The organism is Litorivivens sp., assembly GCF_041624475.1.
Classification (GTDB): Bacteria; Pseudomonadota; Gammaproteobacteria; order Pseudomonadales; family Spongiibacteraceae; genus Litorivivens.
The window spans coordinates 211,287-237,231 of record NZ_JBFJUX010000002.1 but is presented as its reverse complement, the minus strand read 5'-3'; the positions used below and the strand labels follow the sequence as shown (position 1 = coordinate 237,231).

General features: G+C 56.4%; 25 protein-coding genes. 12 read left to right on the top strand and 13 right to left on the bottom strand.

Features of this window, described 5'->3' with window-relative positions:
• Positions 1-62 precede the first annotated feature (62 nt).
• The 10 genes from ABY734_RS03800 to ABY734_RS03755 all read left to right on the top strand — a co-directional run bounded on the left by ABY734_RS03800 (position 63) and on the right by ABY734_RS03755 (position 11,110).
• The gene (locus ABY734_RS03800; RefSeq protein ID WP_372777643.1) at positions 63-1,673 is read left to right on the top strand and encodes a LysM peptidoglycan-binding domain-containing protein; all 1,611 of its coding nucleotides are present in this window, start codon (positions 63-65) and stop codon (positions 1,671-1,673) included.
• Between the two features lie 26 nt (positions 1,674-1,699).
• A complete protein-coding gene (locus ABY734_RS03795) occupies positions 1,700-2,728 on the top strand; it encodes an ABC transporter permease subunit (RefSeq protein ID WP_372777642.1) in 1,029 nt (342 codons plus the stop codon).
• A 2-nt stretch (positions 2,729-2,730) separates the two neighbouring features.
• Positions 2,731-3,771, top strand: a complete 1,041-nt coding sequence (locus ABY734_RS03790) for an ABC transporter permease (protein ID WP_372777842.1) — start codon at positions 2,731-2,733, stop codon at positions 3,769-3,771.
• Positions 3,764-5,560: an extracellular solute-binding protein gene (locus tag ABY734_RS03785; RefSeq protein ID WP_372777641.1), complete on the top strand. Its 1,797-nt coding sequence runs from the start codon at positions 3,764-3,766 to the stop codon at positions 5,558-5,560. Before ABY734_RS03790 ends, ABY734_RS03785 begins: the two co-directional genes overlap by 8 nt.
• On the top strand, positions 5,557-6,558 hold the full coding sequence (locus ABY734_RS03780; RefSeq protein WP_372777640.1) for an ABC transporter ATP-binding protein: 1,002 nt from the start codon (positions 5,557-5,559) through the stop codon (positions 6,556-6,558). Before ABY734_RS03785 ends, ABY734_RS03780 begins: the two co-directional genes overlap by 4 nt.
• Positions 6,548-7,519, top strand: a complete 972-nt coding sequence (locus tag ABY734_RS03775) for an ABC transporter ATP-binding protein (RefSeq protein WP_372777639.1) — start codon at positions 6,548-6,550, stop codon at positions 7,517-7,519. Before ABY734_RS03780 ends, ABY734_RS03775 begins: the two co-directional genes overlap by 11 nt.
• 145 nt (positions 7,520-7,664) lie before the next feature.
• Positions 7,665-8,768 (top strand): AraC family transcriptional regulator, encoded by a 1,104-nt coding sequence (locus tag ABY734_RS03770; protein WP_372777638.1) that lies wholly within the window; start codon positions 7,665-7,667, stop codon positions 8,766-8,768.
• A 7-nt stretch (positions 8,769-8,775) separates the two neighbouring features.
• The gene (locus ABY734_RS03765) at positions 8,776-9,678 is read left to right on the top strand and encodes a tyrosine-protein phosphatase (protein WP_372777636.1); all 903 of its coding nucleotides are present in this window, start codon (positions 8,776-8,778) and stop codon (positions 9,676-9,678) included.
• A gap of 84 nt (positions 9,679-9,762) precedes the next feature.
• Positions 9,763-10,242, top strand: a complete 480-nt coding sequence (locus ABY734_RS03760) for a low molecular weight protein-tyrosine-phosphatase (RefSeq protein ID WP_372777635.1) — start codon at positions 9,763-9,765, stop codon at positions 10,240-10,242.
• A 1-nt stretch (position 10,243) separates the two neighbouring features.
• Complete coding sequence (locus ABY734_RS03755; RefSeq protein WP_372777634.1) at positions 10,244-11,110, top strand: LLM class F420-dependent oxidoreductase; 867 nt, start codon at positions 10,244-10,246, stop codon at positions 11,108-11,110.
• Positions 11,111-11,116: 6 nt separating this feature from the next.
• Here ABY734_RS03755 and ABY734_RS03750 read toward each other — a convergent pair whose 3' ends face one another.
• The 3 genes from ABY734_RS03750 to ABY734_RS03740 all read right to left on the bottom strand — a co-directional run bounded on the left by ABY734_RS03750 (position 11,117) and on the right by ABY734_RS03740 (position 15,048).
• Positions 11,117-13,405, bottom strand: coding sequence for a hypothetical protein (locus ABY734_RS03750; RefSeq protein WP_372777633.1), 2,289 nt, complete (start codon positions 13,403-13,405; stop codon positions 11,117-11,119).
• A gap of 108 nt (positions 13,406-13,513) precedes the next feature.
• The gene (locus ABY734_RS03745; RefSeq protein WP_372777632.1) at positions 13,514-14,773 is read right to left on the bottom strand and encodes a class I SAM-dependent RNA methyltransferase; all 1,260 of its coding nucleotides are present in this window, start codon (positions 14,771-14,773) and stop codon (positions 13,514-13,516) included.
• On the bottom strand, positions 14,770-15,048 hold the full coding sequence (locus tag ABY734_RS03740; RefSeq protein ID WP_372777631.1) for a hypothetical protein: 279 nt from the start codon (positions 15,046-15,048) through the stop codon (positions 14,770-14,772). Before ABY734_RS03740 ends, ABY734_RS03745 begins: the two co-directional genes overlap by 4 nt.
• Positions 15,049-15,127: 79 nt before the next feature.
• Here ABY734_RS03740 and ABY734_RS03735 point away from each other — a divergent pair, with 79 nt between their 5' ends.
• Together ABY734_RS03735 and mtnA are read left to right on the top strand one after the other, a co-directional pair.
• Complete coding sequence (locus tag ABY734_RS03735; RefSeq protein WP_372777630.1) at positions 15,128-16,198, top strand: 3-deoxy-7-phosphoheptulonate synthase; 1,071 nt, start codon at positions 15,128-15,130, stop codon at positions 16,196-16,198.
• Complete coding sequence (gene mtnA / locus ABY734_RS03730) at positions 16,195-17,241, top strand: S-methyl-5-thioribose-1-phosphate isomerase (RefSeq protein ID WP_372777629.1); 1,047 nt, start codon at positions 16,195-16,197, stop codon at positions 17,239-17,241. The genes ABY734_RS03735 and mtnA overlap by 4 nt, the downstream gene beginning before the upstream one ends.
• A 9-nt stretch (positions 17,242-17,250) precedes the next feature.
• Here the strand turns inward: mtnA and ABY734_RS03725 are convergent, their stop codons facing one another.
• The 10 genes from ABY734_RS03725 to ABY734_RS03680 all read right to left on the bottom strand — a co-directional run bounded on the left by ABY734_RS03725 (position 17,251) and on the right by ABY734_RS03680 (position 25,945).
• Positions 17,251-18,198 carry a D-Ala-D-Ala carboxypeptidase family metallohydrolase gene (locus tag ABY734_RS03725; protein WP_372777628.1) on the bottom strand — a complete coding sequence of 316 codons (948 nt, stop codon included), beginning with the start codon at positions 18,196-18,198 and terminating at the stop codon, positions 17,251-17,253.
• Positions 18,185-19,723, bottom strand: coding sequence for a murein L,D-transpeptidase (locus ABY734_RS03720; protein WP_372777627.1), 1,539 nt, complete (start codon positions 19,721-19,723; stop codon positions 18,185-18,187). Before ABY734_RS03720 ends, ABY734_RS03725 begins: the two co-directional genes overlap by 14 nt.
• Positions 19,724-19,798: 75 nt before the next feature.
• Entirely contained in the window at positions 19,799-20,110 is a 312-nt protein-coding gene (locus ABY734_RS03715; protein ID WP_372777626.1) for a Rieske (2Fe-2S) protein, read from the bottom strand.
• Positions 20,111-20,180: 70 nt separating this feature from the next.
• A complete protein-coding gene (gene nqrM, locus ABY734_RS03710) occupies positions 20,181-20,417 on the bottom strand; it encodes a (Na+)-NQR maturation NqrM (RefSeq protein ID WP_372777625.1) in 237 nt (78 codons plus the stop codon).
• Between the two features lie 27 nt (positions 20,418-20,444).
• The gene (locus tag ABY734_RS03705) at positions 20,445-21,467 is read right to left on the bottom strand and encodes an FAD:protein FMN transferase (protein ID WP_372777624.1); all 1,023 of its coding nucleotides are present in this window, start codon (positions 21,465-21,467) and stop codon (positions 20,445-20,447) included.
• Positions 21,460-22,683 carry an NADH:ubiquinone reductase (Na(+)-transporting) subunit F gene (gene nqrF, locus ABY734_RS03700; RefSeq protein ID WP_372777623.1) on the bottom strand — a complete coding sequence of 408 codons (1,224 nt, stop codon included), beginning with the start codon at positions 22,681-22,683 and terminating at the stop codon, positions 21,460-21,462. The genes ABY734_RS03705 and nqrF overlap by 8 nt, the downstream gene beginning before the upstream one ends.
• 19 nt (positions 22,684-22,702) lie before the next feature.
• Positions 22,703-23,311, bottom strand: a complete 609-nt coding sequence (gene nqrE / locus ABY734_RS03695) for an NADH:ubiquinone reductase (Na(+)-transporting) subunit E (protein WP_372777622.1) — start codon at positions 23,309-23,311, stop codon at positions 22,703-22,705.
• The gene (locus tag ABY734_RS03690) at positions 23,312-23,965 is read right to left on the bottom strand and encodes an NADH:ubiquinone reductase (Na(+)-transporting) subunit D (RefSeq protein ID WP_372777841.1); all 654 of its coding nucleotides are present in this window, start codon (positions 23,963-23,965) and stop codon (positions 23,312-23,314) included.
• A gap of 8 nt (positions 23,966-23,973) precedes the next feature.
• Entirely contained in the window at positions 23,974-24,756 is a 783-nt protein-coding gene (locus tag ABY734_RS03685) for a Na(+)-translocating NADH-quinone reductase subunit C (protein ID WP_372777621.1), read from the bottom strand.
• Positions 24,749-25,945 (bottom strand): NADH:ubiquinone reductase (Na(+)-transporting) subunit B, encoded by a 1,197-nt coding sequence (locus tag ABY734_RS03680; RefSeq protein WP_372777840.1) that lies wholly within the window; start codon positions 25,943-25,945, stop codon positions 24,749-24,751. Before ABY734_RS03680 ends, ABY734_RS03685 begins: the two co-directional genes overlap by 8 nt.

Genomic DNA, 25,945 nt, shown 5'->3' with positions numbered 1-25,945 from the left:
TTGCCTGAACTTTTTGCGGGCAAACCATTCAGTGACGCGGTATGTACTGATGGTATTTTTTTATGAGCAAACCCATAAACAATAATTTAAAAACGCTGTTTCTTCTTGCTTCCCTGGTCTCACTGGGAGGCTGCGCACCGCAACCCGAACAGGAAGAGTCAGTCTCTGCCAAGCCAAGCACCTGTGCAAAAGGTTCGATACGCAAAGGGGACTGCAAACTCCTCGGCCTCACCGAACCAGCACCCGAAACGAATAATGACCTCTGGCACCATATTATCGATGGCTATCAGCTGACGGACCTCAGCGACAACCCTCGCGTTCAGGAGTACTTTGAGTTCTACCGCGACCGGCCCGTGTTCCTTCAGACCATAACGGAACGCTCAAGCCGCTACATGCACTTTATCGTCGAAGCCATCAACGAGCGCAATATGCCGATGGAGTTCGCGCTCCTGCCTGCCATCGAAAGCTCCTTTGACCCCTTCGCCTATTCCCACGGCCGCGCCGCCGGGCTCTGGCAATTTGTGCCGGTTACAGCCAAACACATGGGCCTTCCCCGCACCTGGTGGTATGACGGGCGCCGCGATGTAATGGCTTCCACCGAAGCGGCCCTGGACTATCTACTGGAATTACACTCGCGTTTTGACGGCGACTGGTTACTGGCCATGGCCGCCTACAACTCCGGCGCCACCACCGTAAACCGTGCGATTCGCCGCAATCGCAAGGCCGGCCGGGACACGGACTTCTGGTCATTGTCACTGCCCGAGGAAACCGAAGCCTACATTCCCAAACTGATCGCCCTGACTCAACTGATTAAGCAATCCGAGCAGGAAGGTATCAGCATTGCGCCGATCCCGAATGAAGCAACCTTTGAGATTGTCGAAACCAATGGCCAGATCGATCTGGCACAAGCGGCCGAACTCGCGGGCATCAGCATTGATGAGATGTATCACTACAATCCCGGCTATAACCGCTGGGCAACTGATCCCAACGGGCCCCACCGGCTCGCCATTCCCATCGAGAACGCCAGCCACTTCAAAGCCGCCCTGGCCGAGATTCCGCCCTCCCAGCGCCTGAACTGGAGCCGCTACCGCGTCGAACCCGGCGACAGCCTGATCAAGATCGCTCGCCACTTCAATACCGATGTAGCCACTATCAAAGCGGCCAACAAGCTCTCCAGCAACACCATTCGCGCTGGCCAGACACTGCTGCTGCCCTCAGCCTCGATGGCCGACTCTCACTACTCCCTGAGCGAGAAACAGCGCCTGGCCTCGGCCCAACAAAAAGGTCAAAGTACCGGCAAACAGTCTGTATACCACCAGGTAAAATCCGGAGAATCCCTGTGGACCATCAGCCGCCAATACGGGGTTGGAGTAAAGGAGCTTGCCCGCTGGAACAACATGGTACCCAAGGACCCATTGCAGACTGGGCGCAAACTGGTGATCTGGCAGAGCAAGTCGATCAGCCTTGCCAGCAATGAACGCAGCAATCGCAGCGTAATTCGTTGGGTGGCCTATACCGTGCGACGCGGAGACTCACTCGCCAGAATTGCAGACCGTTTCAGTGTTAACGTTGACGAAATAGCGCAGTGGAACAATATTGATACCCGCAAATATCTGAAACCAGGCCAAGTGCTTAGTTTGTATGTCGATGTGACCCAGCTCTCCGGTCGCTAACTTCCAATACCGCCAGACAGGATTCTATGAGCGCCTATTTCATACGCCGCTTTCTGTTGATTATTCCAACATTTATCGGCATTACCCTGTTGGTTTTTGCCGTCACCAGGGTGGTACCCGGTGGCCCTATAGAGCGAATGATGACATCGGCGCTGGTCAGCGGCGAGCAATCCGCCGGCCGCCGAGACACCCAAAGCGGCAACACCCTCTCGGAAGAACAGATCAAACAATTGGAGGCCTACTACGGTTTCGATAAGCCTCTGCTGGAAAGTTACACTCACTGGCTCGGGCGCGTACTGCAATTTGATCTGGGGGAGTCCAGCCGCTACCACGACCCGGTGTGGAGCATTATCAAAGAGCGTTTTCCGGTCTCCATATTCTACGGCCTCACCACCTTATTCATTACTTACCTGGTCTGCATTCCCTTGGGCGTCAGCAAAGCCCTGCATCACAATTCTTTCCTCGATAACGCCTCTTCGGCGGTTATTTTTCTCGGCTATGCCCTGCCAAGCTATGTAGTCGGTATAGCACTGGTCTCTTTATTCGCGGCCAACTGGGATATTTTTCCCCTCGGCGGTTTCGTCAGCGACGACTACGATGATTTATCGACCTGGGAAAAATTCAAAGATATCTTCTATCACGGCACCCTGCCCCTCATCGCGTATATGGCGGGCAGCTTTGCGGTTACGACCTTTATGATGAAGAACGCGCTGATGGACAATCAGGCCGCAGACTATATGCGCACCGCCGCCGCCAAGGGTTTGACCCGCTCCAAAGCGGTCTGGCAGCACGCTTTTCGCAACAGTCTTATTCCCATTGCCACCTCCTTCGGCGGCAATATCGCTTTTTTTATGAGTGGTTCCTTTCTGATCGAAACCATCTTCAACATCGACGGCATCGGCCTGCTTGGTTATGAAGCCATTCTCGAGCGCGACTACCCGGTCGTACTGGGCATACTGGTGATCACTTCGCTGCTGTTTCTGATAGGCAATATCATCTCCGACTTTCTGGTGGCCCTGGTTGACCCGCGTATCCGCTTCGGAGAGGCGCGCTGATGCTGAAACTCAATCCGGTCGCGCGCAAAAGGCTGGAGCGCTTCAAGGCCATCCGTCGCGGTTACTATTCCGCCATTATTCTGGCGGCACTGTTCATACTGAGTCTTGGCGCCGAGCTGATCGCCAACCAACGAGCACTGTTGGTGATTTACGAGGGAGAGTGGTATTTCCCCACCTATGGCGACATTATCCCCGGTGAGACCTTTGGCTTCGACTATCGCTACGAGACCGACTACAAGGCTCTGAAAGCACGGCTGGCTGAAAGCGGCGAAGGTATCGTCATCATGCCGCCGGTTCCCTATGGCCCGCTGGAAACCGATCTGGCCGTCGGTGATTTTCCGCCGCACGCACCCTCATGGGACAGCGGACACTATCTGGGCACCGACACCAGCGGCCGGGATGTGCTGGCCCGGATCATTTACGGCTTTCGCATAGCGCTGTTGTTTTCGCTCTTGTTGCTGTTCTTCAACTACCTGATCGGGGTCAGTATTGGCTGTCTGATGGGATTCTGGGGTGGCAGTTTTGATCTGATCTTTCAGCGCATTATTGAAATATGGTCGAACGTGCCCTTTCTCTACGTCATCATGATCGTCGCTTCTATCGTGCAGCCGGGATTCTGGACCTTGGTGGGCATCATGGTGTTTTTTGGCTGGACCGGCATTACCTGGTATATGCGCACGGCAACCTACAAAGAGGCTGCACGCGACTATGTCATGGCGGCGCGCGCCATCGGTGCATCTAACAGCCGCATTGTGTTTCGACACATATTACCCAACAGCGTCTCGACGCTGATCACCTTTGTGCCCTTTTCCGTTGCCAGCGGCATAACCTCACTAACCGCACTGGATTATTTGGGCTTTGGGCTGCCGCCACCCACCCCCAGCTGGGGAGAACTGCTAAAACAGGGTACAGAGAATCTGGATTCCCTGTGGCTGGTACTGTCGGTCGTTACTGCAATGACCCTGGTATTAATGCTGGTCACGTACATTGGTGAAGCCATTCGGGAAGCCTTTGATCCACGCAAGTTCAGCTATTATGAATAGATTCACTTTAGTTTTTGCTGCGCTCTTGCTTGCAGCGCTGTCGCCAAATATTGTCGCAGCGCCGGAAACTCTGCCGGAAAAACTGAATTGGCAGACCAATCTGGAAGATCCGATTTTTGCCTCACCGAAGGCCGAGCGCGGCGGTCGTTTTCGCAGTTTTATCACGACCTTTCCACTCACCCTGCGCCTGGTCGGCCCGGACGCCAACGGCAGCTTCGCCCATTATCTGCGCGCCAATGCGCTGGCGCTGGTAGACTTTCATCCCAACACGCTGAACCCCATCCCCATGCTGGCGACTCACTGGGCCTTTGATGGGGACGGCAAAACCGTTTACTACCGGCTCGACCCGGACGCGCGCTGGTCCGATGGCAAGCCGGTAACGGCAGATGACTACCTGTTTACTCTGGAGTTTATGCGCTCCGAACATATCGTGGCGCCCTGGTACAACAACCACTACAGCAAGGTGATTGTTGAGGTAAAAAAATACGATCAGCATACAATTGCCATTACCGGCGCGGTGCCTAAACCGCGCGAAGAATTGCTGTATGAATATGGTCTGCGCCCCACACCCGCCCACTTCCACCAGCTCGATGAACAGTGGGTACGCAACTATAACTGGAAGATCGAACCGAATACCGGCGCCTATCAGATCAGCAAAATCCGCAAGGGAAAATACGTGGAGTTTGAGCGCAAGCGGAACTGGTGGGGTGACAATAAACGCTACCTGCAATATCGCTTCAACCCGGATCATATCCGCGTAAAAGTAATCCGCGATATCAATATGGCCTATCAGTATTTTGCTAAAGGCGAGCTCGACACCTTCCCGCTGAATTCTCCGCGTTTTTGGCATAAAAAAGCTCAGGGCGATATTTACGATCAAGGCCTCGTGGGCAAGATAAAATTTTACAATGACGTACCACAGCCTTCGTCGGGCATCTACCTGAACGAAGACGACCCGACACTCGGCGACCGCAAGGTGCGTTACGCCATCGCCCATGCCACCAATGTCCAAAAAGTTATTGATACGGTATTGCGCGGCGACTATGAACGTTTGAATTCGCAGTACGAAGGTTACGGTGACTACACCCACCCCGATATTCGCGCACGCGACTTTGATCTGGCCAAAGCCAATTTACTGCTGAATGAAGCGGGCTGGCAGGAGCGCAACGGTCAAGGCATTCGGGTAAAAGACGGTCGACCGCTTAGCTTGCGGGTGACCTACCTGAGCAGTAATCACAGCGACCGGCTGGTGATAATCCAGCGCGAGGCACTCAAGGCCGGCATCGACCTTCAACTGCAATTGCTCGACCCCTCAACCGGGTTTAAACAGATACTGGAAAAGAAACACCAGATTGCCTGGATGGGCTGGTCCGGTGGCGGCCTCTCGCCGGTGTTCTGGGAGTTCTACCACTCAGATAACGCGCACAAGCCGCAGAACAACAATATAACCAACACCGACAACCCAGAAATCGATCGCTACATCATGGAATACCGCCGGGCAACTGACAAAGCAGAGCGCGTCCGACTTGCCCATAAACTGCAGGAGCTGGTTCACGAGCAGGGATCATTTATTCCGACCTTTAAAGTACCCTACACCCGCGAGGGTTACTGGCGCTGGCTGAAGTTGCCACCCTGGCGCGCCACCCGCACCAGCGATTCAGTCTTCGCCACCATGGGCAGCACCGGGGGCCTGTTCTGGATCGACAGTGAAATCCGCCAGCAAATTGAGAACGACGAAATCGAACGCGCAAAACCCAGCTTGATTATCGATGAGACCTGGCGCAAATGAGCACGCTATTGAAAGTCAACGAGCTGCGGACCTGCATACGCGGCGAGCACAGCACCCTGACCATCGTCGACGGTGTCAGCCTGCACTTGAAGGCCGGTGAAACGCTAGGTCTCGTGGGGGAGTCCGGCAGCGGCAAAAGCATTACCGCGCTGTCCATCATGGGTTTGCTGCCAAAACCTGATGCCTACATCGCCGGCGGTGATATTGTCTTTCAGGAACAGAACCTCAGAGACCTCAAACCGCAACAGCTGGCCGCTTTGCGCGGCAACCGAATCGGCATGATCTTTCAGGATCCGATGACGGCGCTCAATCCGGTGCATCGCATTGGTGATCAAATCGCCGAAGTCCTCGAGATCCACGGCCGCCAGCGCAACAACAGTCAGATGCGCCAGCGAGTTATCGAGCTGCTGAACAGTGTCGGTATTCCCCAGCCGGAGTCCCGCTTCGACAGTTATCCCCATCAGCTCTCCGGTGGCATGCGTCAGCGGGTCATGATCGCCATGGCGCTGGCCTGCGAACCGGCACTGCTGATCGCCGACGAGCCTACAACCGCTCTGGATGTGACGGTTCAGGCGCAGATTCTACAGCTCATCAAACGCCTGCAGCGGGAACACAATACCGCCCTGCTTTTCATTACCCACGATCTGGCGTTGATCTCGCAGATCAGTGATCGCATCGCCGTAATGTATGCTGGGCAAATTGTTGAAACCGCCGCCAGCGACACCCTGTTTGCCGAACCTCGCCACCCCTACACCCGCGCCTTGCTGTATTCAACGCCGGGCGCCGCCAGCGGTCACAAACAGCCTCTGCCCAGCATTCCCGGGGCCGTTGCCAAGCCCGAGACTTACGGCACATTCTGTCGCTTTCGCAACCGCTGCCAGTTTGCTACTACTCGCTGTGAAACCGAGCCGGTAAGCCTGGATGAAAGTGATCAGCAGCACGCTGTGCGCTGCCTGCGCTGGCGCGAACTGACTCAGGAGGCAGCACATGTCGACTGATTCCCTGCTCCGCATTGACGCGCTTTGTCTGCACTTCCATCAGCGTTACGGCGTATTCAAACAACACAAAACCACCATCAAAGCGGTTGACGGAGTCAGCCTGACCATTCATCCGGGCGAGACCCTCGGCCTGGTCGGCGAGTCGGGCTGCGGCAAAAGCAGCCTCGGCAAGGCGCTGCTCAACCTGCACACCCCTACAGGGGGCAGCGTGTATTTCCGCGAACGCCGATTGACCGGCTTGAGCAACCGCGAATGGCGCTCCCTGCGCCCGCATATGCAGATGGTGTTCCAGGATCCCTTCGAATCGCTTAACCCCCGGCACACCATTTCCCATATCCTGGAAGAGCCTCTGATTGTTCACCGCCGCGGCGGCCCCGCAGAACGACAGCGCCGAGTACAGGAACTGCTCGACGTGGTCGGCCTCAGCAGTGATGCCCTGAACAAATATCCGCACGAGTTTTCCGGCGGCCAACGCCAGCGCATCGGGATTGCCCGTGCCATCGCACTGGAGCCGGAACTGTTAATCTGCGATGAGGCGGTGTCGGCCCTCGACGTATCGGTCCAGGCTCAAATACTCAACCTGCTGCTGGAGATTCAGCAGCGCATGCATTTGGCGATGCTGTTCATTTCACATGACCTGTCGGTGGTGCGACATGTTTCAGACCGCATAGCCGTCATGTACAAAGGCAAGCTGGTGGAAGTGGGTGATGCCAATACCCTGTGCGAACAGCCCGCTCACCCCTATACCCGCGCCCTACTCAATGCAGTGCCCAGCTTTGGCAAACACTGGGCCGGCGACGACACCGTACGCGGTGAACTGAGTACTCAGGACGCGATTGCCGGATGCGCCTTTGCGCCCCGCTGCCCCAAGGCCCAGCCCCACTGCCTGCAGCAGGAACCCGAGCTGGAACTGCGCTCTGAAGATTCAGCCGTTCGAGTTGCCTGCCACTACCCCCTGTAGAATCGATGGGCTGCGGAGCAAAGCGGGGATGGTCTATCTGTGACCGATAATGCTATGATTTTGCCGCTTTTTGCTATATCCGGTGGCGCTGCGGCAACGCCGGCGCCCATCATACTCAATGCAACACCCGACAACTGGCTCTGATATGCGCCCAAAATCTGCTCACCGCAACGACTATGTGCCGCTTAAATACGCACGAACCATGCTCAGCGTTGCTGAAGCACAGGGCTACGACCCCAAGGCTTTGATTAAGTCGCTCGACTTGCCCCAGGATCCATTCGACCCCAAAGCCGACCCCGAGACCCCCATCGACGCCCGTTACTACACCCTGATTTACGGACGCGTAATGTGGCTGCTGCAGGACGAATCCTTTGGTCTCAACCTGCAGCAGGCCACCCCTACCGGCACGTTCAGAATGATGTGCATGTGCATTATCCACTGCACTACCCTGGAAAATGCGCTGCGCCGGGCCGCGGAATTTATGGGCTTTTGTCGTAGCATAACCGGGTTGTCACCGGTCAATACCAAACCGATTCGCCGCACCGGCAACGGTCGCGCAACCTACACCTTCAATACCACCTACCTGCTCGAAGACACGCCAAGCCTCGATACCGATACGGTGGTGCACTGCATGGCGATCTGGCGACGCTTCTGCTCCTGGCTGATTGGTCGTCACATTCAGTTGCACGAAGTGCGACTCAAGGGTTCGGAGCCGGAGGACCCCAGCTACTATGAGCACATTCTCGGTTGCGAGGTGTACTACGACCAGCTGGAAAACGCCTTTGTCTTGCCCGAGCACTACCTTGATTGCCCGCTCGTCCACACCGAGGATTCCCTGCGCGCCTTCCTGCGCGATGCGCCCTATTATCTGATGGTGTCGACCGACGACGAAGACACCTCACTGCTGGCCCAGATGAAACGCATTGTCGGCAACGACCTGAGCCGCGATTTCCCGAGTGTGGTCGCGATGGCAGAACAGCTGAACATGTCGGTCAGAACCCTGCGCCGCCGCCTGAAGGACTACGACACCACCTATCAGGAATTCAAGGACAATCTGCGCAAGGAGCACGCAATACGCTGGCTCAACCAACCGGAGCTCAAGATCAACGCCGTCTCAGCCCTGCTGGGCTTTGACGAGCCGAGCGCCTTTCATCGCTCGTTCAAGAAGTGGACCGGCATGACGCCCGGCGAGTATCGCGCTAGCCGCAAAAAACAAGGCTCAGCCACATCTGCTGACGAAGAAATTTGAGAAAACCATGACCCGCAAACTATCGCTGAGTGCGCTCACGCTTTGCCTGATCCTGACGCTGCTCACGGCCTGTTCTGATTCCCTCCCATTGGACGAAAGGCCACTACCGGCGTATTGGTCTGCCGAGCAGTCTGTCCACAGCCGCAAATTGCCCTTTGATGGCGCCCATAACTTCCGCGACCTCGGCGGATACCAGACTCGGGACGGCAGAACCCTGCGTTGGGGTGTGCTGTACCGCTCGGATAAACTCGCCGGGCTCAGTGCCGCCGATGAGCAATACATCGAACGCCTCGAGATCCGGCGTGTAATCGATTTTCGCTCTGAGGCAGAACGCGCCGAAGCGCCTAACCGCTTCGCCCCCGACACCTCGGTGAGTGTGTTCAACAAGCCAATCGCCATTGCCGCGACCGCGGTTGATGATATGAGGGGCTTTGTCACCAACCCCGACACCAGTACCGACGAAGTGCGAGCCCTGATGATCGCGGCCAATCGCGAGATGATCGAAAACCACACACCGGTCTACCGCGAATTTATGCAGGAACTCCTGCACAGCAGCAGTTACCCGACCGTATTTCACTGCACCGCCGGTAAAGATCGAACCGGACTTGCCGCTGCGCTGGTGCTAAGCGCACTGAACGTGCCGCGAGAAACCATCCTTGAGGATTACCTGGCAACCAATACTTACACCCAGAAGCAAATGGCAAACTGGCTGCGCTGGATCAAAATCGGCAGCCTGTTTCGGGCAAACGAAGAGGCAGCGCGAGCCCTGCTCGGTGTCGATGCGGACTATATCAACGCGGCCTTCGAGGTCATCGACGAAACCTACGGCAGCATGGACAACTACCTGCAAACGGCATTGGGCATCGGCCCCAAAGAGCGCCAACAGTTGCAGGAACATCTGCTGTACTAGCCCCGCGGCTCTGCTGCCCTCCGTTCGGGTGATGCAGCGCAGGCCCTTCCCGCCTACTCTAACCATCTTTATTCAGGAGCCCCCATGTCTGTTGGTGTACTTTTTGTCTGTCTTGGAAATATCTGTCGGTCGCCAGCGGCTCAAGGGATTTTCGAACACCGGATTCGCTCGGCAGGGCTGAGCGATCAAATTCACACGGACTCCTGTGGCACCGCGGCATTCAACCTTGGTAAATCCCCGGATGAACGCTCTCAGTCAGCCGCACTGCGTGCAGGTTATGACATCAGCGATCAGATTGCCCGGCAGATCTGTGACGAAGACTATCAGCGTTTTGACTATGTGATTGCCATGGATCGGATCAACCTGACCAACGTGGAAGCCTGGGCGCCGAAAGACTTCACCGGCGAGATCAACCTGTTTATGAACTACTGCAAAAACGGCGGTAACGCGCAGATTCCCGACCCCTATTACAAAGAAGCCGAAGCCTTTGACGGCGTCATTCAAACGCTGGAGCGAGCCGCCGATGGACTGCTCGCCCATATTCGAACAAAGCACGGAATTTGATATGAAATTTGTACTCTCTACCTCCTTCAGCACCGTCGCCCATCTGACCCAACTCGCACCCGTCGCGGACGACTGCGGCTGGGAAGCGATGTCCTTTTCAGATCACGTGGTTCACCCGGAATCGATCCGCACGCCCTACCCCTACACCGACGACGGTTCGCGGCGCTGGGAGGCCTTTACCGACTGGCCCGACCCCTATGTGATGGCGGGAGCCCTGTCGACTATCACCAAACGACTGAAGTTCACTAACAACATTTTTGTGCTGCCCATGCGCAATCCCTTTCTGGTAGCCAAAGCCATCAGCACCGCCGCCATCATTTCTGATAACCGCATCATTCCTGCCATCGGTGTCGGTTGGTCCAAAGATGAATTCGAGTTGATGCAACAGGACTTCCACACGCGCGGAAAGCGTGCCGATGAAATGGTTGAGGTGATGCGCCTGCTCTGGTCCGGCGAGATGGTGGACTATCAGGGCAAGTATTATCAGTTCGACAAGCTGGAAATGAACCCGGCACCGACGGCGCACATTCCCATCTGGGTGGGCGGCATCAGCGATGCGGCCATGAAGCGCGCCGCCCGTCTGGGCGACGGCTGGGTGACGGACCTGCAAACCTCCGATGAAATTATCGCCTGCATCGACAAGGTAAAAGCCTATCGCAAGGAATACGGCCGCGACCACCTGCCCTTCAGCGTGATGGCCACTCCGTCCGACGCCTTTACCGTCGACGGCTACAAAAAGCTGGAGGATGCGGGCGTGACTCACATCCTGACCATGCCCTGGCCTTTCTATCACGGCGAAACCGACGATATCGACAAGAAAATAGACGGCGTAAAACGCTACGCCGACGACATTATCAGCAAAATGTAAAGGCGCTCAAAGCGCTGAAAAGCTAATAACCTGCCCGGCACCTGCGGGCAGGTTCAGCGTTACCTGTCCGCTCTGCTCCATCACTGTCTTACTGCCCGTCATCAACTGGGCACCAGGCTCCAGCCCCGTCAATGTCAGCGTCACCGGATGCGTGGAATCGAGCTGTATTTCCCGATCCGCCCGGCCGGCAATACCGGCTCGTTCCAGATCAAGCGTCAAGGCCGCAACATTCTCCAGACCAACCGTCAGAGTGCCGGCAACGGTTTCCAGAGTATCACCTTCCCAGCGCTGTTCTTCACGCAGTGCCGGGCTGCGGGTCATATCATTGGGAGGAAGAAACTGGTTTCCTTCGAAATCAGCGGTCACAACCCGCTCAGGCAAAGCCCCGGAATCGAGACGGATTTCGGCAAAGTCCACATCCTCTACCGCCGCAATGTCACTCAACCACCAGGCACCTTGCGGGCCAACGTCCAAAACGGAATCAACTGCTGAGGGCTCCCAGCGATAGATAAAATCGCCCGGGTTCTGTTTGCGCGTATCGGTTTCGGCCAACCAGCCGACCATCCATTTGGCGGCTTCCTCGTAAGCCGAATACGCCGCATCTTTCAGCGTCCATATAACGTGGTCCTCCGCTACATAATGGTCAAAGACATAGCGGTAACCATTGTCTTTCATGGCATCCACCGTAGCGCGGGCATCGACAAATGGCACCAGTTGGTCAAAGCTGCCGTGAGCGTGGTAGTAACCATTCCACTTCAGGTTCTGCATTAGCTCAGGGCCTTTGGGCTCAGCGCACCCGGACGTCCCCGGTGAACAGGGTAAAAGCGTGCTGTCCGCATGAGAGCCCGCCAGTACCACACCACCGGCAAAGACATCCGGGTATTTGATCATCAGATTGATGGTGCCGATCGCACCCATCGAATAACCACTGCTGATTACCCGCTCCGGATCAATGGTGTAATGGGCCGCGACATCGCGCCAGACTTCCCAGAAATCCACCTCGGCAGGACCACTGTAAAAACCCGCTGGCCCCCGCCCCAATGTGGTGACACAGATCGACTGGCGCAAGCGCTCACAGGCGGCGTCTAGAAAGTTTGGCACCGTGGCAGCGTACTGGTTATGGTTCTGGGTGAGACTGTGCAGCAGCCAGGTAAACAGCGTCGGCTCATCCTCGCTTTCCTGATAATTTTCCGGGACGTAGATGCCATAGGGCTGCACGGCATCGTAGTACTGGGGCTGGGTCACCGGGTTTTCGCTGCGATCAATCCCCGCCTCCTGACCATCAGCCTTCAGCGCCGTGCCCGACAGGGAAGAGACATACCAGCGATTGCTGTAGCCCTTTGGCAGCGGTTCCGGTTCCGTTTCACCCATCCGACTCCAGTCTAACTCCAGCACAAATTCGCTGATATCACCGCTGTTCAGTGCAATCGCCTGCTCCTGATCGAACCAGAAGTTATTGGCCACCGGTTCATCGTCGTAATTCCTGAACGCCACGTTGAACACAGGCGGCTGGGTGGGCAATTTACGGAAAGCGGCGTTGTCGTCCAGAAAACCGCCGTTGCCGTCGTGAATACCCGCCAACAGGTAAACGTTCCAGGGACGCTCATAGCTAAACAGCGTGCTGCCAATCTGCGCGACAAAAGACCGTGAGGCCCGATCCGTCGTAATCTGGCCGAAGGCTATGGGGCCGTTGCCGTCCAGGCGATCCACCGTCACGCCCGCACTGGACAGAAACACCAGAGCATCAATGCCCGGAGCAGTAATACGGGGAATGCCCGGCAGGGTATCCTGGCCGCCCTCCTTGTAGTCCAGGGCGAAGGCGGCGATGGGGACGGCGGGATCTAGCAGGGTCTGCCAATCAACCCGCAGATGCAGACTGGTGTCGTCGCGGCCGATGCCTACCCGAAAAATATCAGCGCCATTACCCGCCATGGCCTCGTCAGGGTAGTGATAACTGCCGCCGGAAGGCGTGCCGACGCGGTAAGCCGGCGGATTAGGCCCAAGGGCGCCGTTGGCATCGTAAATAAAGTCGGTCCAGTAATAGGCGCCGCCGGCATAGCGGCCGGTACCAAGCGTGCGCGGCGCGCTGCCAGCAAATGGCCAGGCCGGATTCACCGGCAGCGCCGGCTCAACGCCGCGTGCGGCCGGTGGCACACCCTCGGGCAGGCCCTGTCTCGCGACCGGGGGCGCGGGTGTTTGCGGGCCTGTTATCGCCGCAGGCGGGGAAGAGGAGGAACTTGAACTGTCATTACAGCCCGCCAACAGCAGGCCAGCCAGCACTAGCAGAAATCGCATGGTCGTACCCGTACTTTTTATTATCATCGGGCCATAGTAAGGGGATATCCGGCACCCTGCCAGTGACCCGATCGGCAAAAAGCCACAGCAGTTTAATCTCGCCAACTACTAACGCTTAAACAGCAGTACTGACTCCATATGGTGAGTTTGCGGGAACATATCCACCCAACGCGCAGACTCCAGGCGATAACCGCCTGCCATCAGGATTCCGGCATCGCGCTCCAGCGTAGCCGGGTCACAACTGACATAGACAATTCTCCGCAGAGGCATGGCCGCGAGTTTTTCACACAGAGCGCTGGCACCGGCCCGGGGTGGATCGATCACTGCCTTGTTAAGCCCCTCAGGCAAGGACAGCTTCGGTTCAAACAGGTCGGCCTGCTCAAAGCGCACAGTCGCCGGAGCCGAAAGCCGGGCTCGGGCAACCATTTCCGCATCACTTTCCAGCCCCAGAACCCGGCTACACAGGGCTGCCAGAGCCAGGCTGAAATTCCCCAGACCGGAAAAGGCATCCAGCAGCCAATCCTCTTGCGTCAAGGCCAACCAGTCACCGACCTGTGCCAGCAACTGCCGGTTAACGTCCGGGTTTACCTGGGTAAAATCGCTGGGCTCGAAGCGCAGGTCGCCGTCTGGATAGAGTAGCTCCGCCGCCTCCAGCCTGAGTACCTCGTCGCCGACGACAATCAGACTGACCGGCAGGGGGAATGAGGCCAGAAAGCGGGAAAGCGCAGCCGCTGTCGGCTTCTTGGTCAGCGACAGCGCGCAGGCGACCTGTCCACCCTGCCCCTCAACCAGCTCTATTTCACCGCGAAACAGAGCTGAAAAGCTCTCACTATGCCGGTAGAGAGTTTTCATGGCCCCTGCCAGAGCAGGTCGAAGGATAAGGCACTCGGGAACCGGCACAATGGCATGGCTGCGCGCGGCTTTAAGTCCAACGCGACCCTTTTCGAAGGCCAATCGTATTCGATGGCGGTAGCCGAATGCCTCCCCCACTATAGGTGGCAGCGCTTCTGGTCCGTTCAGCCGCGACAGCATGGCCGCAAAGCGCTCGGTTTTATACTCTCGCTGAGTGGTGATGCCCATATGCTGAAGCTGACAGCCGCCACAGTCGTTGTAGTGGCGGCAAGGTGGCTCAACCCGTTGACTGGAAGGCTCAGTTACCGCTATCAGCTCGGCATCATCAAAGCGTTTGCCTGTGCGATAACTTCGGGCCGTGACAGTTTCACCTGGCAGACAACGCTCAACAAATACCACCTTGCCAGAACGCTTCGCCACCCCCCGACCATCGTCGCTGAGCCGGGTAATCGTTAGTTCGTCCTGCCATTGCTGGGGCCGGGCTTTGTCTTTTTTGTAGACCCGAAGACGACTCACCGCTGAAACGACCTGGGCGCAAACTGGCGATATTTCTCCAGACACTGCTTTTTGCGGGCATCCAAGTGGGCGCGTTCGGCATCCGTGCGCACATCCGCCGCTCCCAACTCTCGACAGGGGATGCGCTGATAAAAATCAGAGCCGCGATCGCTCTCGCGAACTGCCGGGCTCAGACGAACGATTGGCAGCTCATCATCGGCGGTTTCCGGCGCAGCAGGGAGGGAAGCACTCGAGCCCAGCAGAATCGCGGTGTAAACGGCGCTTATTCGCCTCATACATATCCCATACGGTGTTTTTTGCGTTAGAATGCCGGGCCTTATAAGTCATCAACCCGGCGGAACGCGGGAATCTTAAATGAATACTGAAGTACTTGAAAATTTAAATGTTGCCGAACAGGAAATCCTGATTACGCCGGCCAAACTGAAATCCGAGCTGCCCCTGTCGGAAACGGCTGCCGCAACCGTCGGCGAGTCGCGCCAGGTTATTCGCGATATTCTCGATGGCAAAGACAAACGCCTGTTTGTGGTCGTCGGCCCCTGCTCTATTCATGATACCAAAGCTGCGATGGACTACGCCGAGCGCCTGAAAGCGCTGGCGGCCAAGGTTGAAGACACCCTGCATCTGGTGATGCGTGTTTACTTCGAAAAGCCGCGCACCACGGTAGGCTGGAAAGGCCTGATTAACGACCCCCACCTGAACGATACCTTCAAGATTCAGGAAGGCCTGCATATTGGTCGCGAGCTGCTGATCAACATCTGTGAGCTGGGTCTGCCCACCTCTACCGAAGCACTGGATCCGATTTCGCCCCAGTACATGCAGGACTGCATCGCGTGGTCGGCAATCGGCGCGCGCACCACCGAATCCCAGACTCACCGGGAGATGGCCAGCGGCCTGTCCTCGGCGGTCGGTTTCAAGAACGGTACTGACGGTTCTCTGGAAGTGGCGATCAATGCCATGCAGTCAGCCTCCAAGCCACACCGTTTTCTGGGCATCAATAATGAAGGCCAGGTTGCGGTCATCCACACCCGCGGCAACCCTTACGCCCACGTAGTACTTCGCGGCGGCAGTGGCGGCCCCAATTACGACTCTGTGCATATCAAACTGGCTGAAGCGGAGCTCGCCAAGCATAAGTTGCCCGCTAATATCATGGTGGATTGCAGCCACGCCAATTCCAACAAGCAACCGGAATTGCAGCCGCTGGTCATGGAGAACGTCACCAACCAGATTCTGGAAGGTAACAAATCCATTGTCGGCCTGATGGTGGAAAGCCACATTCACGGCGGCGCCCAGAAGATTCCTGAAAATCTGGCAGACCTGAAATACGGTGTTTCCGTCACCGACGGCTGCGTCGGCTGGGAAGACACCGAAGCCGCTATTCTCGACATGCACAACAAGCTGAAAGACGTACTGCCCACCCGTCGATGATAGGCGACTTCCCCAAAGCGATACGCTGGGAAAACGGCGAGCTCTGGTTACTCGACCAGACTCGCCTGCCCCACGATGTGCACTACGAAAAACAGGAAAGTGCCGAGCAGCTCTACGCCAGCATTCACGCACTGAAAGTGCGCGGCGCACCGGCCATCGGCATCGCGGCCGCCTACGGGCTGTGCGTGGTGCTCGCTCCCCATACCGCCCTCCCCCTGCCCGAATTCATCGCCGAGCTCAATCACCAGGCCGACTACATCAACAACTCGCGCCCCACGGCGGTAAACCTGCAGTGGGCACTGCAACGTCTTAAGCGATTAAGTGATGATTTTACCGGCGACAGCGAAGGCTTGTGGCAACGGCTGGTAAGCGAAGCCGAGGCAATCCACGCTGAAGATGAGGCCCTGTGTCGCGGCATCGGTGAACAGGCATTGCCGCTGATTCGCGAAGGCTGTGGGGTGATGACCCATTGCAATGCAGGTGCGCTCGCCACCGGCGGCATTGGTACGGCAACGGCACCGCTCTACCTCGCCCACGAACAGGGTATTTCCTTTCGGGTATACGCCAATGAAACCCGCCCTCTGCTACAGGGTTCGCGGCTGACAAGCTGGGAACTGCACTGTGCCGGTATCGATGTCACCCTGCTGACTGACAATATGGCTGCGCAGACCATGGCGTCTGGCGCAATTGATTTGGTCATTGTTGGCACCGACCGAGTAGTAGCCAATGGCGATGTGGCCAACAAGATTGGTACTTTGGGCGTGGCGATTCTCGCCAGACACTACGGCATTCCCTTCTATGTCGCCTGCCCATCCTCAACCATAGACCTGTCGACCGCCAACGGATCGCTGATTCCGATTGAGCAGCGCGACAGCAACGAAGTCAGAAAATTCGGCGAGCATCAGGCGACCCTTAAGGAAATAAAAACCCTAAACCCGGCCTTCGATGTAACACCCGCAGAGTTGGTCAGCGGCATCATTACCGAAAAGGGCGTGATCAAACCACCTTTTGCCTCGGGCCTGGCTGCACTGTTTACCGACTAGCGGCTCGCATCACTTGCGGACCGAGCGTCCCCAGCGCGCCCTTTGGCCACGCACATCCACATGGACAAAAGGCCCATGGGAACTGCTGACACCGTATTCTCCCAGACCGCCTGCCTGCCAGTCACGGCTACGGCTGAGTTCCTCCACCAGCGTGTAGACCAGCGCCGCATCGGCCCGATCAATCCGTCCATCGCCGTTAAGATCATCCATGCGACCGTCGCGCGGTGAGACATCCACAAAAAAATCTGCCGCCCCGCCATAGATATGACGCGAGTTCTTGCTATTGCCGATAGTGTGATTGTAGTGCGGTGTGCGAAAGCCACTCATAATAAACAGGGTATCGGCAGTAATACCTCGCTCATTTAATCTTTGCAAAATGGTTTCGAGCTTGAGTATAAGCTCCGGCCTGAACAGCATGAACTGCTTGCCATTGACCGGCGCCTGCTTGCAGAGAAACTGCCCGAGCCGAAAATGGGGTGACAGATAGACATCAAACAACGCAGGGGTAACTTCGATAAAACCTTCCGGAGGCTCGTAGGCCTCCAAGCCCCGATAGGGCTGCTGTGGATAGCTCCCCATGCGGTAGCCATCAATAAGGCCATTTTTTACGCTTGCTGCAGGCCGCAGTACAAACACGTTCAGCTGCATCGTTTTGCCCGATGCTTCAGACACGGTGATCGTGGCAAGTCCCTGCCCCGGCGCTTGCCAGTTCCAGCGTTCCGGGCCATCCTGAGCCACAGAACCAGCGCTTGCCTGCACCCGGGACTTTTCCGGCGCCTGAATACTCAGGGATTCCCCCGGCATCGCGGTCAATCCCAATATCCTGTAAGGTATTTGCAGGCCATTCACCCGCACAGAAAAGCCCGCAGCGCCGCTATCAAAGGCATTACCCGAGGGCGCTACCACCAGGCACGCCATCAGGCAAAGGGTTAGCAAAGCATTTCTACTGACTGGCATTCATGGCCTCCCATATTCGGGTATCACGATCGTAAATATCTTCAACAAAGCGTATGTCGCCAGTTTCATCATTAACCACAACTGTCCAGTAAAGCAGGTGCACCGGCACTTTATCGGCCAATCGAACCGTCATCTCCCGCCCCGAGGCCACCACGTCTTCAATTCTGCGCCGCGACCAGTCCGGAGAGGACTTAAGTACCCAAGCCGCAAGGTCCAAGGGATCACTGACGCGGATGCAACCGGAGGAAAAATCACGTCGAGTCTTACTGAACAGATCACGAGACGGAGTATCGTGCAGATAGACTTCGTGCACATTGGGAAACATAAACTTCACGCGGCCCAAGGCATTTTTATCCCCCGGCGCCTGGCGCACGCGAAACGGGAATTTCGCCGGTCCCAAGCTGCTCCAGTCGACAGCGACCGGATCGACCACTTGCCCCTGAGAGTCAAGAAGCTGGTACCCCATTTCCTGAATAAACGCCGGGTTTTCCTGAAACTTTGGCAGCAGATCGAGACGGGCAAGCTTGCGCGGGGTTTCCCACCAGGGATTGAGGACCAGGTAGGACATTGACGCGGAAAAAACCGGGGTCTGTCGATAGGGCCGCCCTACCACCACATCGTAGATCTCGGTTATCTCTGCCCCTTCGTGAGTTTCGAGCCGGTAATCAGCTATATTGACCCGAATGTGGCGGCGCCCGAGGTTATCTGGCAACCAGCGCCAGCGCTCGAGATTGACCTTTATCTGCCGCACCCGCTGCTCTGCACTCAGGTTCAGCTTCCGCAGTGTCACAGGCCCGACGATACCATCGGGCTCCAGATTGGCACGACGTTGAAATACCCGCACTGCCTCTGCCAGAGCGTTGTCGTAAAGATCCGGTGAGTCATCACCACCCTCAATATCACCGCCCAGCAGTAGCCTTTTGCGCAAGGCAATCACGCGCTCAGAGCGATCGCCAGGCTTCAAAGCCGGACCCTTTGCAATAGCGTTCCACCCGCCCTCACGCGCGATTATTTCATAGCGAATCAGCGCCTCTCTGAGACGGTGATAACGCGGTTGTGATGGCGCCAGCGCTTCCAGCGATCGGCCTATGCTGTCCGCATCCTGCTGTTCCAGAAAGTAGAGCGCAAGATCACGCTCCCGTCCTTTCGCAGTCCAGGTAGGTTCAAGCGTTAGCGGTTTGACCATCCCGCCCAGTAGATGGCCCGCCAGTGCCAGATAGGCATCGGTGGCATAAACATCGCGTTCTGCGGAGCTGAGGCCCGAGGAAGACAGCAATCTGCCATGATAGGCAGCGGGTTCCAGGCCGTGGGTGGCGCTGTTAAGAATCGCATCCCGTAAGGCTGCCAACCGGGCTTCGTTCCAGTGGGGCCCCGGATTAAGCGCGTAAACCCGCTCGACAGTCGCCGGTGCGTGCAATGCGCCAGTCAGCGTCAAGGAATTTATCTCGTCGGCTGGGGCGCTGTGCCCGGCATTGGCCTGCAAAGCGAGAACAAAAAACAGGGGGGAAAAACGGAGGAAAGACATAAGACTAAGGGGCTGCACTACGGCTGGGAAATAACGGCAGCCTATCCGGTTTATAGCTGGTTGGCGAGGGGAATATTACAGCATGACTCCCACTTCCCTGGCCTCTTCGACCAGAGAATAGACCCGCAAGCGGCGACAGGCTTCTTCGGTGGACGCCAGTACCGCGCCGCTACTCAAGTGGAACTGATAGTGATGGTGGGGGCAGGTAATCGTATCGCCAAAAATGGTGGCGTCGAGCAGACTGTGTTCCCGGTGCGGGCAAAAGGATTCAACGAGAAAGCGCTCGCCCTCCTCCTGCACCAGCAGAAGATGGTGGTCGTCAATCTTGAAGGTTTTGCGGTAACCGTCGTGGAGATTGATCAGCTTTTCCAGCGCATAGTACCGCATAGTGTAGAACACTCCCGGAAGGCCTTTGCTTCGATCTTAACCCAAGCGGCCTCCGGGCGTAAGCGCAGCCTTAGCCGGCGTCGTAGAAGTTGCTGCTCTGGGCGGCGGCTTTTGCTGCCTTACCGCTTTCCTCTTCGCACTTATTCGGATCATTGCCGCAGAGGTCGCAGACGTAGTCCGGCTCATTCAACGCATTGGCGACGCCGCCACAAGAGCCCTTGATGGGCTTGCGCCCCATCAACACCCCGATCGCCATGATGGCCATCAGAAACAGCATCACCAGAAATGTAACCAACAGCATCTTCATAACATCACCTCATCCCCACCATACGCCTTAATCGAGGTAGGGTTCAAACGCTGAGCTCCAGCGTGAAACAAATCCGTTTTCGCCCTTCTCGATCACGTATACCGCCAGACCGTGGGTTTCGGCGAGTCGCAGCGCTTTTTCAGCGTCCAAGACCAGAAAGCCAGTGGCAAGGGCGTCGGCGTAACCCGCCGTCTCCGCCACGACGGTTACTGATGCCGTCGTGTGGGAGATCGGGTAACCCGTTTTCGGATCCAGGGTGTGCGAGTAGCGCACGCCCTCTTCTTCAAAATAATTGCGGTAGTCGCCGGAGGTTGCCAAGCCATAGCCGCTGACGCGGATCGCCTGCTGAACGCCACTACTGAAGCCTTCAGGCTTTTCGATGCCGACACGCCAGTCATCACCGCGGGGACTGCTGCCCGCCGCGCGGATTTCTCCACCAATCTCAACCAGGTAATCGGCCACCTGCTGGCGTTCCAGCCATTCTGCCACCATATCGACGCCATAGCCCTTGGCGATACCCGATAGATCCACCGTAACTGGCCGTTTGAGTTTGATACGAGGTTCGGTCAGGTCCAGTTGAATATGGCGAAAACCGGTGTCTTCCAATGCGGCTGCAATGGCTGACGCCTCTGGCACCTGTTGCGGTCGTTGCTCGGCACCAAAGCCCCATAACTCCACCAGCGGGGATATCGTCACATCAAAAGCGCCGCCTGTCAGCCAATTCACTTCCAGGCTGATCAGCAGCATCTCCGACAGGGTCTGACTGATGTCCTGCCACTCATTGAGGGGCATAGCTGACAGTGCGTTTACCTCAGATTGAGGCTCATAGGTCGAAGCGATCTGATTAAATACGGCCAGCAGTGAATCCAACTCTTTTTGCGCTCGCTTCTCGTCGAAACCTCGCGGCGGCAAAAGCGTCACGTTGTAGCGGGTTCCCATGGTCGCGCCTTCCAGCTTGACCACTTTGGGTGAGCCGTCACAGCCGACCAAAACGAAAAAGAGCAGCCCGAGGGCTGCCCTTGTAAACATTGCTTTAAAGATATCAGCCACCAAAGTCATCCAGCAGGATGTTGTCTTTCTCAACGCCGAGGTCTTCCAGCATCTTGATACAGGCCGCGTTCATCATCGGCGGACCACACATGTAGTATTCACAATCTTCGGGGGCCGGATGGTCACGCAGGTAGTTGTCGTACAGTACCTGGTGAATAAAGCCGGTCAGGCCGTTCCAGTTATCTTCAGGCAATGGATCAGACAGGGCCAGATGCCATTTAAAGTTCTCGTTCTCTTCTGCCAGCTTGTCGAACTCTTCAACGTAGAAGGCTTCGCGCATCGAGCGCGCGCCGTACCAGAAGGATATCTTGCGCTTGCTGCTGAGGCGCTTGAGCTGGTCAAAAATGTGCGAACGCATCGGTGCCATACCGGCACCACCGCCAATAAACACCATTTCCGCGTCGGTGTCCTTGGCGAAGAACTCACCAAACGGACCGTAAACCTTAACCTTGTCGCCGGGCTTCAGGTTAAACACCCAAGAGGACATGATACCGGGCGGTACCGTCAGATCACTCGGGTGCGGCGTGGCACAGCGAATGTTGAATTTCACCAGGCCTTTTTCTTCCGGATAGTTCGCCATGGAGTAAGCGCGGATCGTGGTTTCGTTGCACTTGGATTCAAGATCCAGAAAGCCGAACTTCTTCCAGTCGTCCAGATATTCTTCCTGAATATCGAAGTCCTTGTACTTCACCACGTGCGGCGGACACTCTAGCTGCACATATCCCCCAGCGCGGAAATCGACGTTTTCGCCTTCCGGCAGACGCAGGGTCAGCTCCTTGATAAAGGTCGCCACATTGGGGTTGGATTCAACCGTACACTCCCACTGTTTAACGCCGAAAACCTCTTCCGGGATTTCGATTTTCATATCCTGTTTGACCGGGGTCTGACAGGACAGCCGCCAGCCTTGACGAGCTTCGCGCGGGGTAAAGTGGGCTTCTTCGGTCGGCAGCATTGAGCCACCGCCTTCCTCGACGATGCACTTGCACTGGGCGCAGCTACCGCCGCCACCACAGGCCGAGGCCAGAAACAGGCCGTTGGATCCCAGCGTACCCAGCAGCTTGTCGCCCGCCGGAACCGTGATGGTTTTTTCACCGTTGATCTCGATATTCACGTTGCCCGAGCTCACCAGCCTGGAGCGGGCAAATAGAATCACCGCCACCAGCGAGAGAACTACCGCTGTGAACATGGTGACACCGAGAATGATTACTGTATTCATACTACGTCAGTCTCCCCGGTTACAGATCGATGCCGCCGAAGGACATAAAGCCCAACGACATCAAGCCAACAGTAATAAAGGTAATACCGAGGCCACGAAGACCTTCTGGCACATCACTGTATTTCATTTTCTCGCGAATCCCCGCCAGTGCCACAATCGCCAGCGCCCAACCGGTACCGGCGCCAGCGCCGTACACTACAGACTCGCCCAGGTTGTAATCGCGCTCAACCATAAACAGTGACGCACCCATAATCGCGCAGTTTACGGTGATCAGCGGCAGGAACACGCCCAGCGCGCTATAGAGAGCCGGTACATACTTATCCAGAAACATTTCCATGATCTGAACAATGGCCGCGATAACGCCGATATAACTCAGCAAACCGAGAAAGCTCAGATCCACGTCAGGCAAACCGGCCCAAGCCAGCGCACCGTCCGCCAGCAAATAGGTATAGATCAGGTTGTTCACCGGCACTGTTATCGTCAGCACCACGATAACCGCGATACCAAGACCAAGGGCCGCCTGAATCTTTTTCGAGATGGCCAGGAAGGTACACATGCCCAAGAAGAACGCCAGGGCCATGTTCTCGATAAAGACCGAGCGAATAAAGAGGCTCAGATAGTATTCCATTTACACGGCCTCCTGTGCGCGGGTATTAGGGCAGATTTTAAATTCCGGTTCTTCAACCTGCTCAGTTTTCCAGGCTCGCAGTGCCCAGATAAAGAAACCAATCAGGAAGAAAGCACTGGGGGGCAGCAGCATCAGTCCGTTGGGAACATACCAGCCGCCATTGTTCACCGTTTCAAGCAGCTGGATGCCGAACAAGCTGCCGGAGCCCAGCAGTTCGCGGAAGAAGGCTACAAACAACAGCACAACGCTGTAGCCGAGACCGTTGCCCACGCCGTCAACAAAACTGGCGATTGGGCCATTCTTCATTGCAAAACCTTCTGCCCGCCCCATGACGATACAGTTGGTAATGATCAGACCAACGAAGACCGACAGCTGTTTACTGATAGTGAAGAAGTAGGCCTTGAGCACCTGGTCGACCACAATAACCAGCGAGGCAATGATAACCATCTGCACGATGATCCGGATGCTGCTGGGAATGTGGTGCCGGATGCTTGAAACAGCCATGCTGGAAAAGGCAGTAACGGCGATAACCGACACGCACATAACCAGTGTGACTTTCATGCTGGAGGTAACCGCCAGCGCGCTGCAAATACCCAGAATCTGCAAGGCAATCGGGTTGTTGTTGAATACCGGCCCGGTAAGGGTTTCCTTCATCGACACGATTACGCCTCCCCTGACTTCAAGTTAGCCAGAAACTGTTTGTATCCCATTTCACCCATCCAGAAATGCACGAGGTTGGTGACACCGTTACTGGTCAAGGTTGCACCAGACAAACCGTCGACCTTGTGCTCGGAACCTTCTTTGTCAGGGTCAACCGAACCTTTCACTACGCCCAGCGCGACTTCACCGTCGTCGTAGACTTCCTTGCCTTGCCACTGGTTCTTCCATTTCGGGTTATCGACTTCACCGCCAAGCCCCGGCGTTTCGCCGTGCTCGTAGAAACCGAAACCGGCAACCGTGTTGAGGTCAGACTCCAGCGCCAGAAAACCGTACAGCGTCGACCACAGGCCATAGCCATGAACCGGCAGAATGATCTTGTCTAGCTGACCATTGTTCTCTACCAGATAGACAATGCTGAAATTCTCGCGACGGGAAATATTCGCCTGATCTTCCGCATCATTGAGATCGATTGAGGTTTTCGGGTTCTTGGCAATTTTTTTCTGCTCAAAACCTTCCGGACTGAACTCATCGGTATACCTACCGCTTTTCAGGTCGACAATACGCGGGGTAATTTTTGACGCGTAGATCTCTTCAATTTCCGCATCGCTCTGGCCGGGCTCGAGCATACCGGCGGCTGCCAGAATATTGCTCTTGCGATCCAGCGCCTTGTTTTTAATCTGCGCCGGCTTCAGCAGTACCGCCGCACTGGAAACCACCAGCGAGCAGACGATACAGAGAGCGACGGCGACCAGCAGCGTTTTCTTGATCGTATCGTTACTAGCCACGCGCGAGCCTCCGTTTGATATTTGCTTCGACAACGAAGTGGTCGATCAGCGGTGAAAACAGGTTAGCGAACAGAATCGCAAGCATCATGCCTTCCGGAAAGGCCGGGTTAACCACGCGAATCAGCACCACCATCACACCGATCAGCGCACCAAAAATCCACTTGCCGGTATTGGTCATGGATGCCGAAACCGGATCTGTTGCCATAAAAATCATGCCGAAGGCAAAGCCACCCACAACCATATGCCAGTGCCAGGGCAGGCTGAACATCGGGTTAGTGGAATCAATGCTGTTAAACAGAGTTGAAAGCGCCACCATGCCGATCATCACACCGGCGACAATGCGCCAGGAAGCAATGCGCGTCCACAACAGGAAAGCGCCGCCAATAAAGATGGCCAGTGTCGAGGTTTCGCCAATCGAACCCGGCATCAGGCCGACAAAAGCATTCCACCAGCTCATGCTCTGTTCCAAAGCGCCGACACCATCGCTCGCCGCAATCGATAGTGCAGTGGCGCCAGTGAAGCCGTCTACTGCCGTCCAGACCCCATCGCCGCTCATGCTTGCCGGATAGGCAAAGAACAGAAAGGCGCGCCCGGTCAATGCGGGGTTCAGGAAGTTCTTTCCGGTTCCGCCAAACACTTCCTTGCCGACCACAACACCAAAGCTGATGCCCAGCGCCACCATCCACAGCGGGATGCTGGGCGGGCAGGTCAGCGCGAACAGTATGGAGGTTACAAAAAAGCCTTCATTGACTTCGTGGCCGCGTTTCATGGCGAACAGGACTTCCCAGAAGCCGCCCACCACAAAGGTCACAAAATAGATCGGCGCAAAATACCAGAAGCCGTACCAGAAATTATCCCACAGGTTTGCCGGGTCGTTACCCGCGAGTGCTGAAATCAGCGGAGTACGCCAGTCGGCGTTCATAGCCGCGCCGGTTTCCAGCAACACGGAATTGGCCTGATAGCCAAGATTCCACATGCCGAAAAACATCGCCGGGAAGGTACAGAACCAAACCGTGATCATAATGCGTTTCAGGTCTATACCGTCACGCACATGAGCCGTGGTTTTGGTTGTCGATCCCGGTGAATAGAAAATGGTATCAACCGCCTCATAGAGGGCGTACCACTTTTCGTAGCGGCCGCCCTTATGAAAGTGCGGCTCCATCGAATCGAGTAATTTTCGCAGCCCCAT

Coding starts and splice junctions, on each gene's coding strand:
- ABY734_RS03800 (WP_372777643.1), top strand. CDS start 63: ATGAGCAAACCCATAAACAATAATTTAAAAACGCTGTTTCTTCTTGCT.
- ABY734_RS03795 (WP_372777642.1), top strand. CDS start 1,700: ATGAGCGCCTATTTCATACGCCGCTTTCTGTTGATTATTCCAACATTT.
- ABY734_RS03785 (WP_372777641.1), top strand. CDS start 3,764: ATGAATAGATTCACTTTAGTTTTTGCTGCGCTCTTGCTTGCAGCGCTG.
- ABY734_RS03780 (WP_372777640.1), top strand. CDS start 5,557: ATGAGCACGCTATTGAAAGTCAACGAGCTGCGGACCTGCATACGCGGC.
- ABY734_RS03775 (WP_372777639.1), top strand. CDS start 6,548: ATGTCGACTGATTCCCTGCTCCGCATTGACGCGCTTTGTCTGCACTTC.
- ABY734_RS03770 (WP_372777638.1), top strand. CDS start 7,665: ATGCGCCCAAAATCTGCTCACCGCAACGACTATGTGCCGCTTAAATAC.
- ABY734_RS03765 (WP_372777636.1), top strand. CDS start 8,776: ATGACCCGCAAACTATCGCTGAGTGCGCTCACGCTTTGCCTGATCCTG.
- ABY734_RS03760 (WP_372777635.1), top strand. CDS start 9,763: ATGTCTGTTGGTGTACTTTTTGTCTGTCTTGGAAATATCTGTCGGTCG.
- ABY734_RS03755 (WP_372777634.1), top strand. CDS start 10,244: ATGAAATTTGTACTCTCTACCTCCTTCAGCACCGTCGCCCATCTGACC.
- ABY734_RS03750 (WP_372777633.1), bottom strand. CDS start 13,405: ATGCGATTTCTGCTAGTGCTGGCTGGCCTGCTGTTGGCGGGCTGTAAT.
- ABY734_RS03740 (WP_372777631.1), bottom strand. CDS start 15,048: ATGAGGCGAATAAGCGCCGTTTACACCGCGATTCTGCTGGGCTCGAGT.
- ABY734_RS03735 (WP_372777630.1), top strand. CDS start 15,128: ATGAATACTGAAGTACTTGAAAATTTAAATGTTGCCGAACAGGAAATC.
- mtnA (WP_372777629.1), top strand. CDS start 16,195: ATGATAGGCGACTTCCCCAAAGCGATACGCTGGGAAAACGGCGAGCTC.
- ABY734_RS03725 (WP_372777628.1), bottom strand. CDS start 18,198: ATGCCAGTCAGTAGAAATGCTTTGCTAACCCTTTGCCTGATGGCGTGC.
- ABY734_RS03720 (WP_372777627.1), bottom strand. CDS start 19,723: ATGTCTTTCCTCCGTTTTTCCCCCCTGTTTTTTGTTCTCGCTTTGCAG.
- ABY734_RS03715 (WP_372777626.1), bottom strand. CDS start 20,110: ATGCGGTACTATGCGCTGGAAAAGCTGATCAATCTCCACGACGGTTAC.
- nqrM (WP_372777625.1), bottom strand. CDS start 20,417: ATGAAGATGCTGTTGGTTACATTTCTGGTGATGCTGTTTCTGATGGCC.
- nqrF (WP_372777623.1), bottom strand. CDS start 22,683: ATGAATACAGTAATCATTCTCGGTGTCACCATGTTCACAGCGGTAGTT.
- nqrE (WP_372777622.1), bottom strand. CDS start 23,311: ATGGAATACTATCTGAGCCTCTTTATTCGCTCGGTCTTTATCGAGAAC.
- ABY734_RS03690 (WP_372777841.1), bottom strand. CDS start 23,965: ATGAAGGAAACCCTTACCGGGCCGGTATTCAACAACAACCCGATTGCC.
- ABY734_RS03680 (WP_372777840.1), bottom strand. CDS start 25,945: ATGGGGCTGCGAAAATTACTCGATTCGATGGAGCCGCACTTTCATAAG.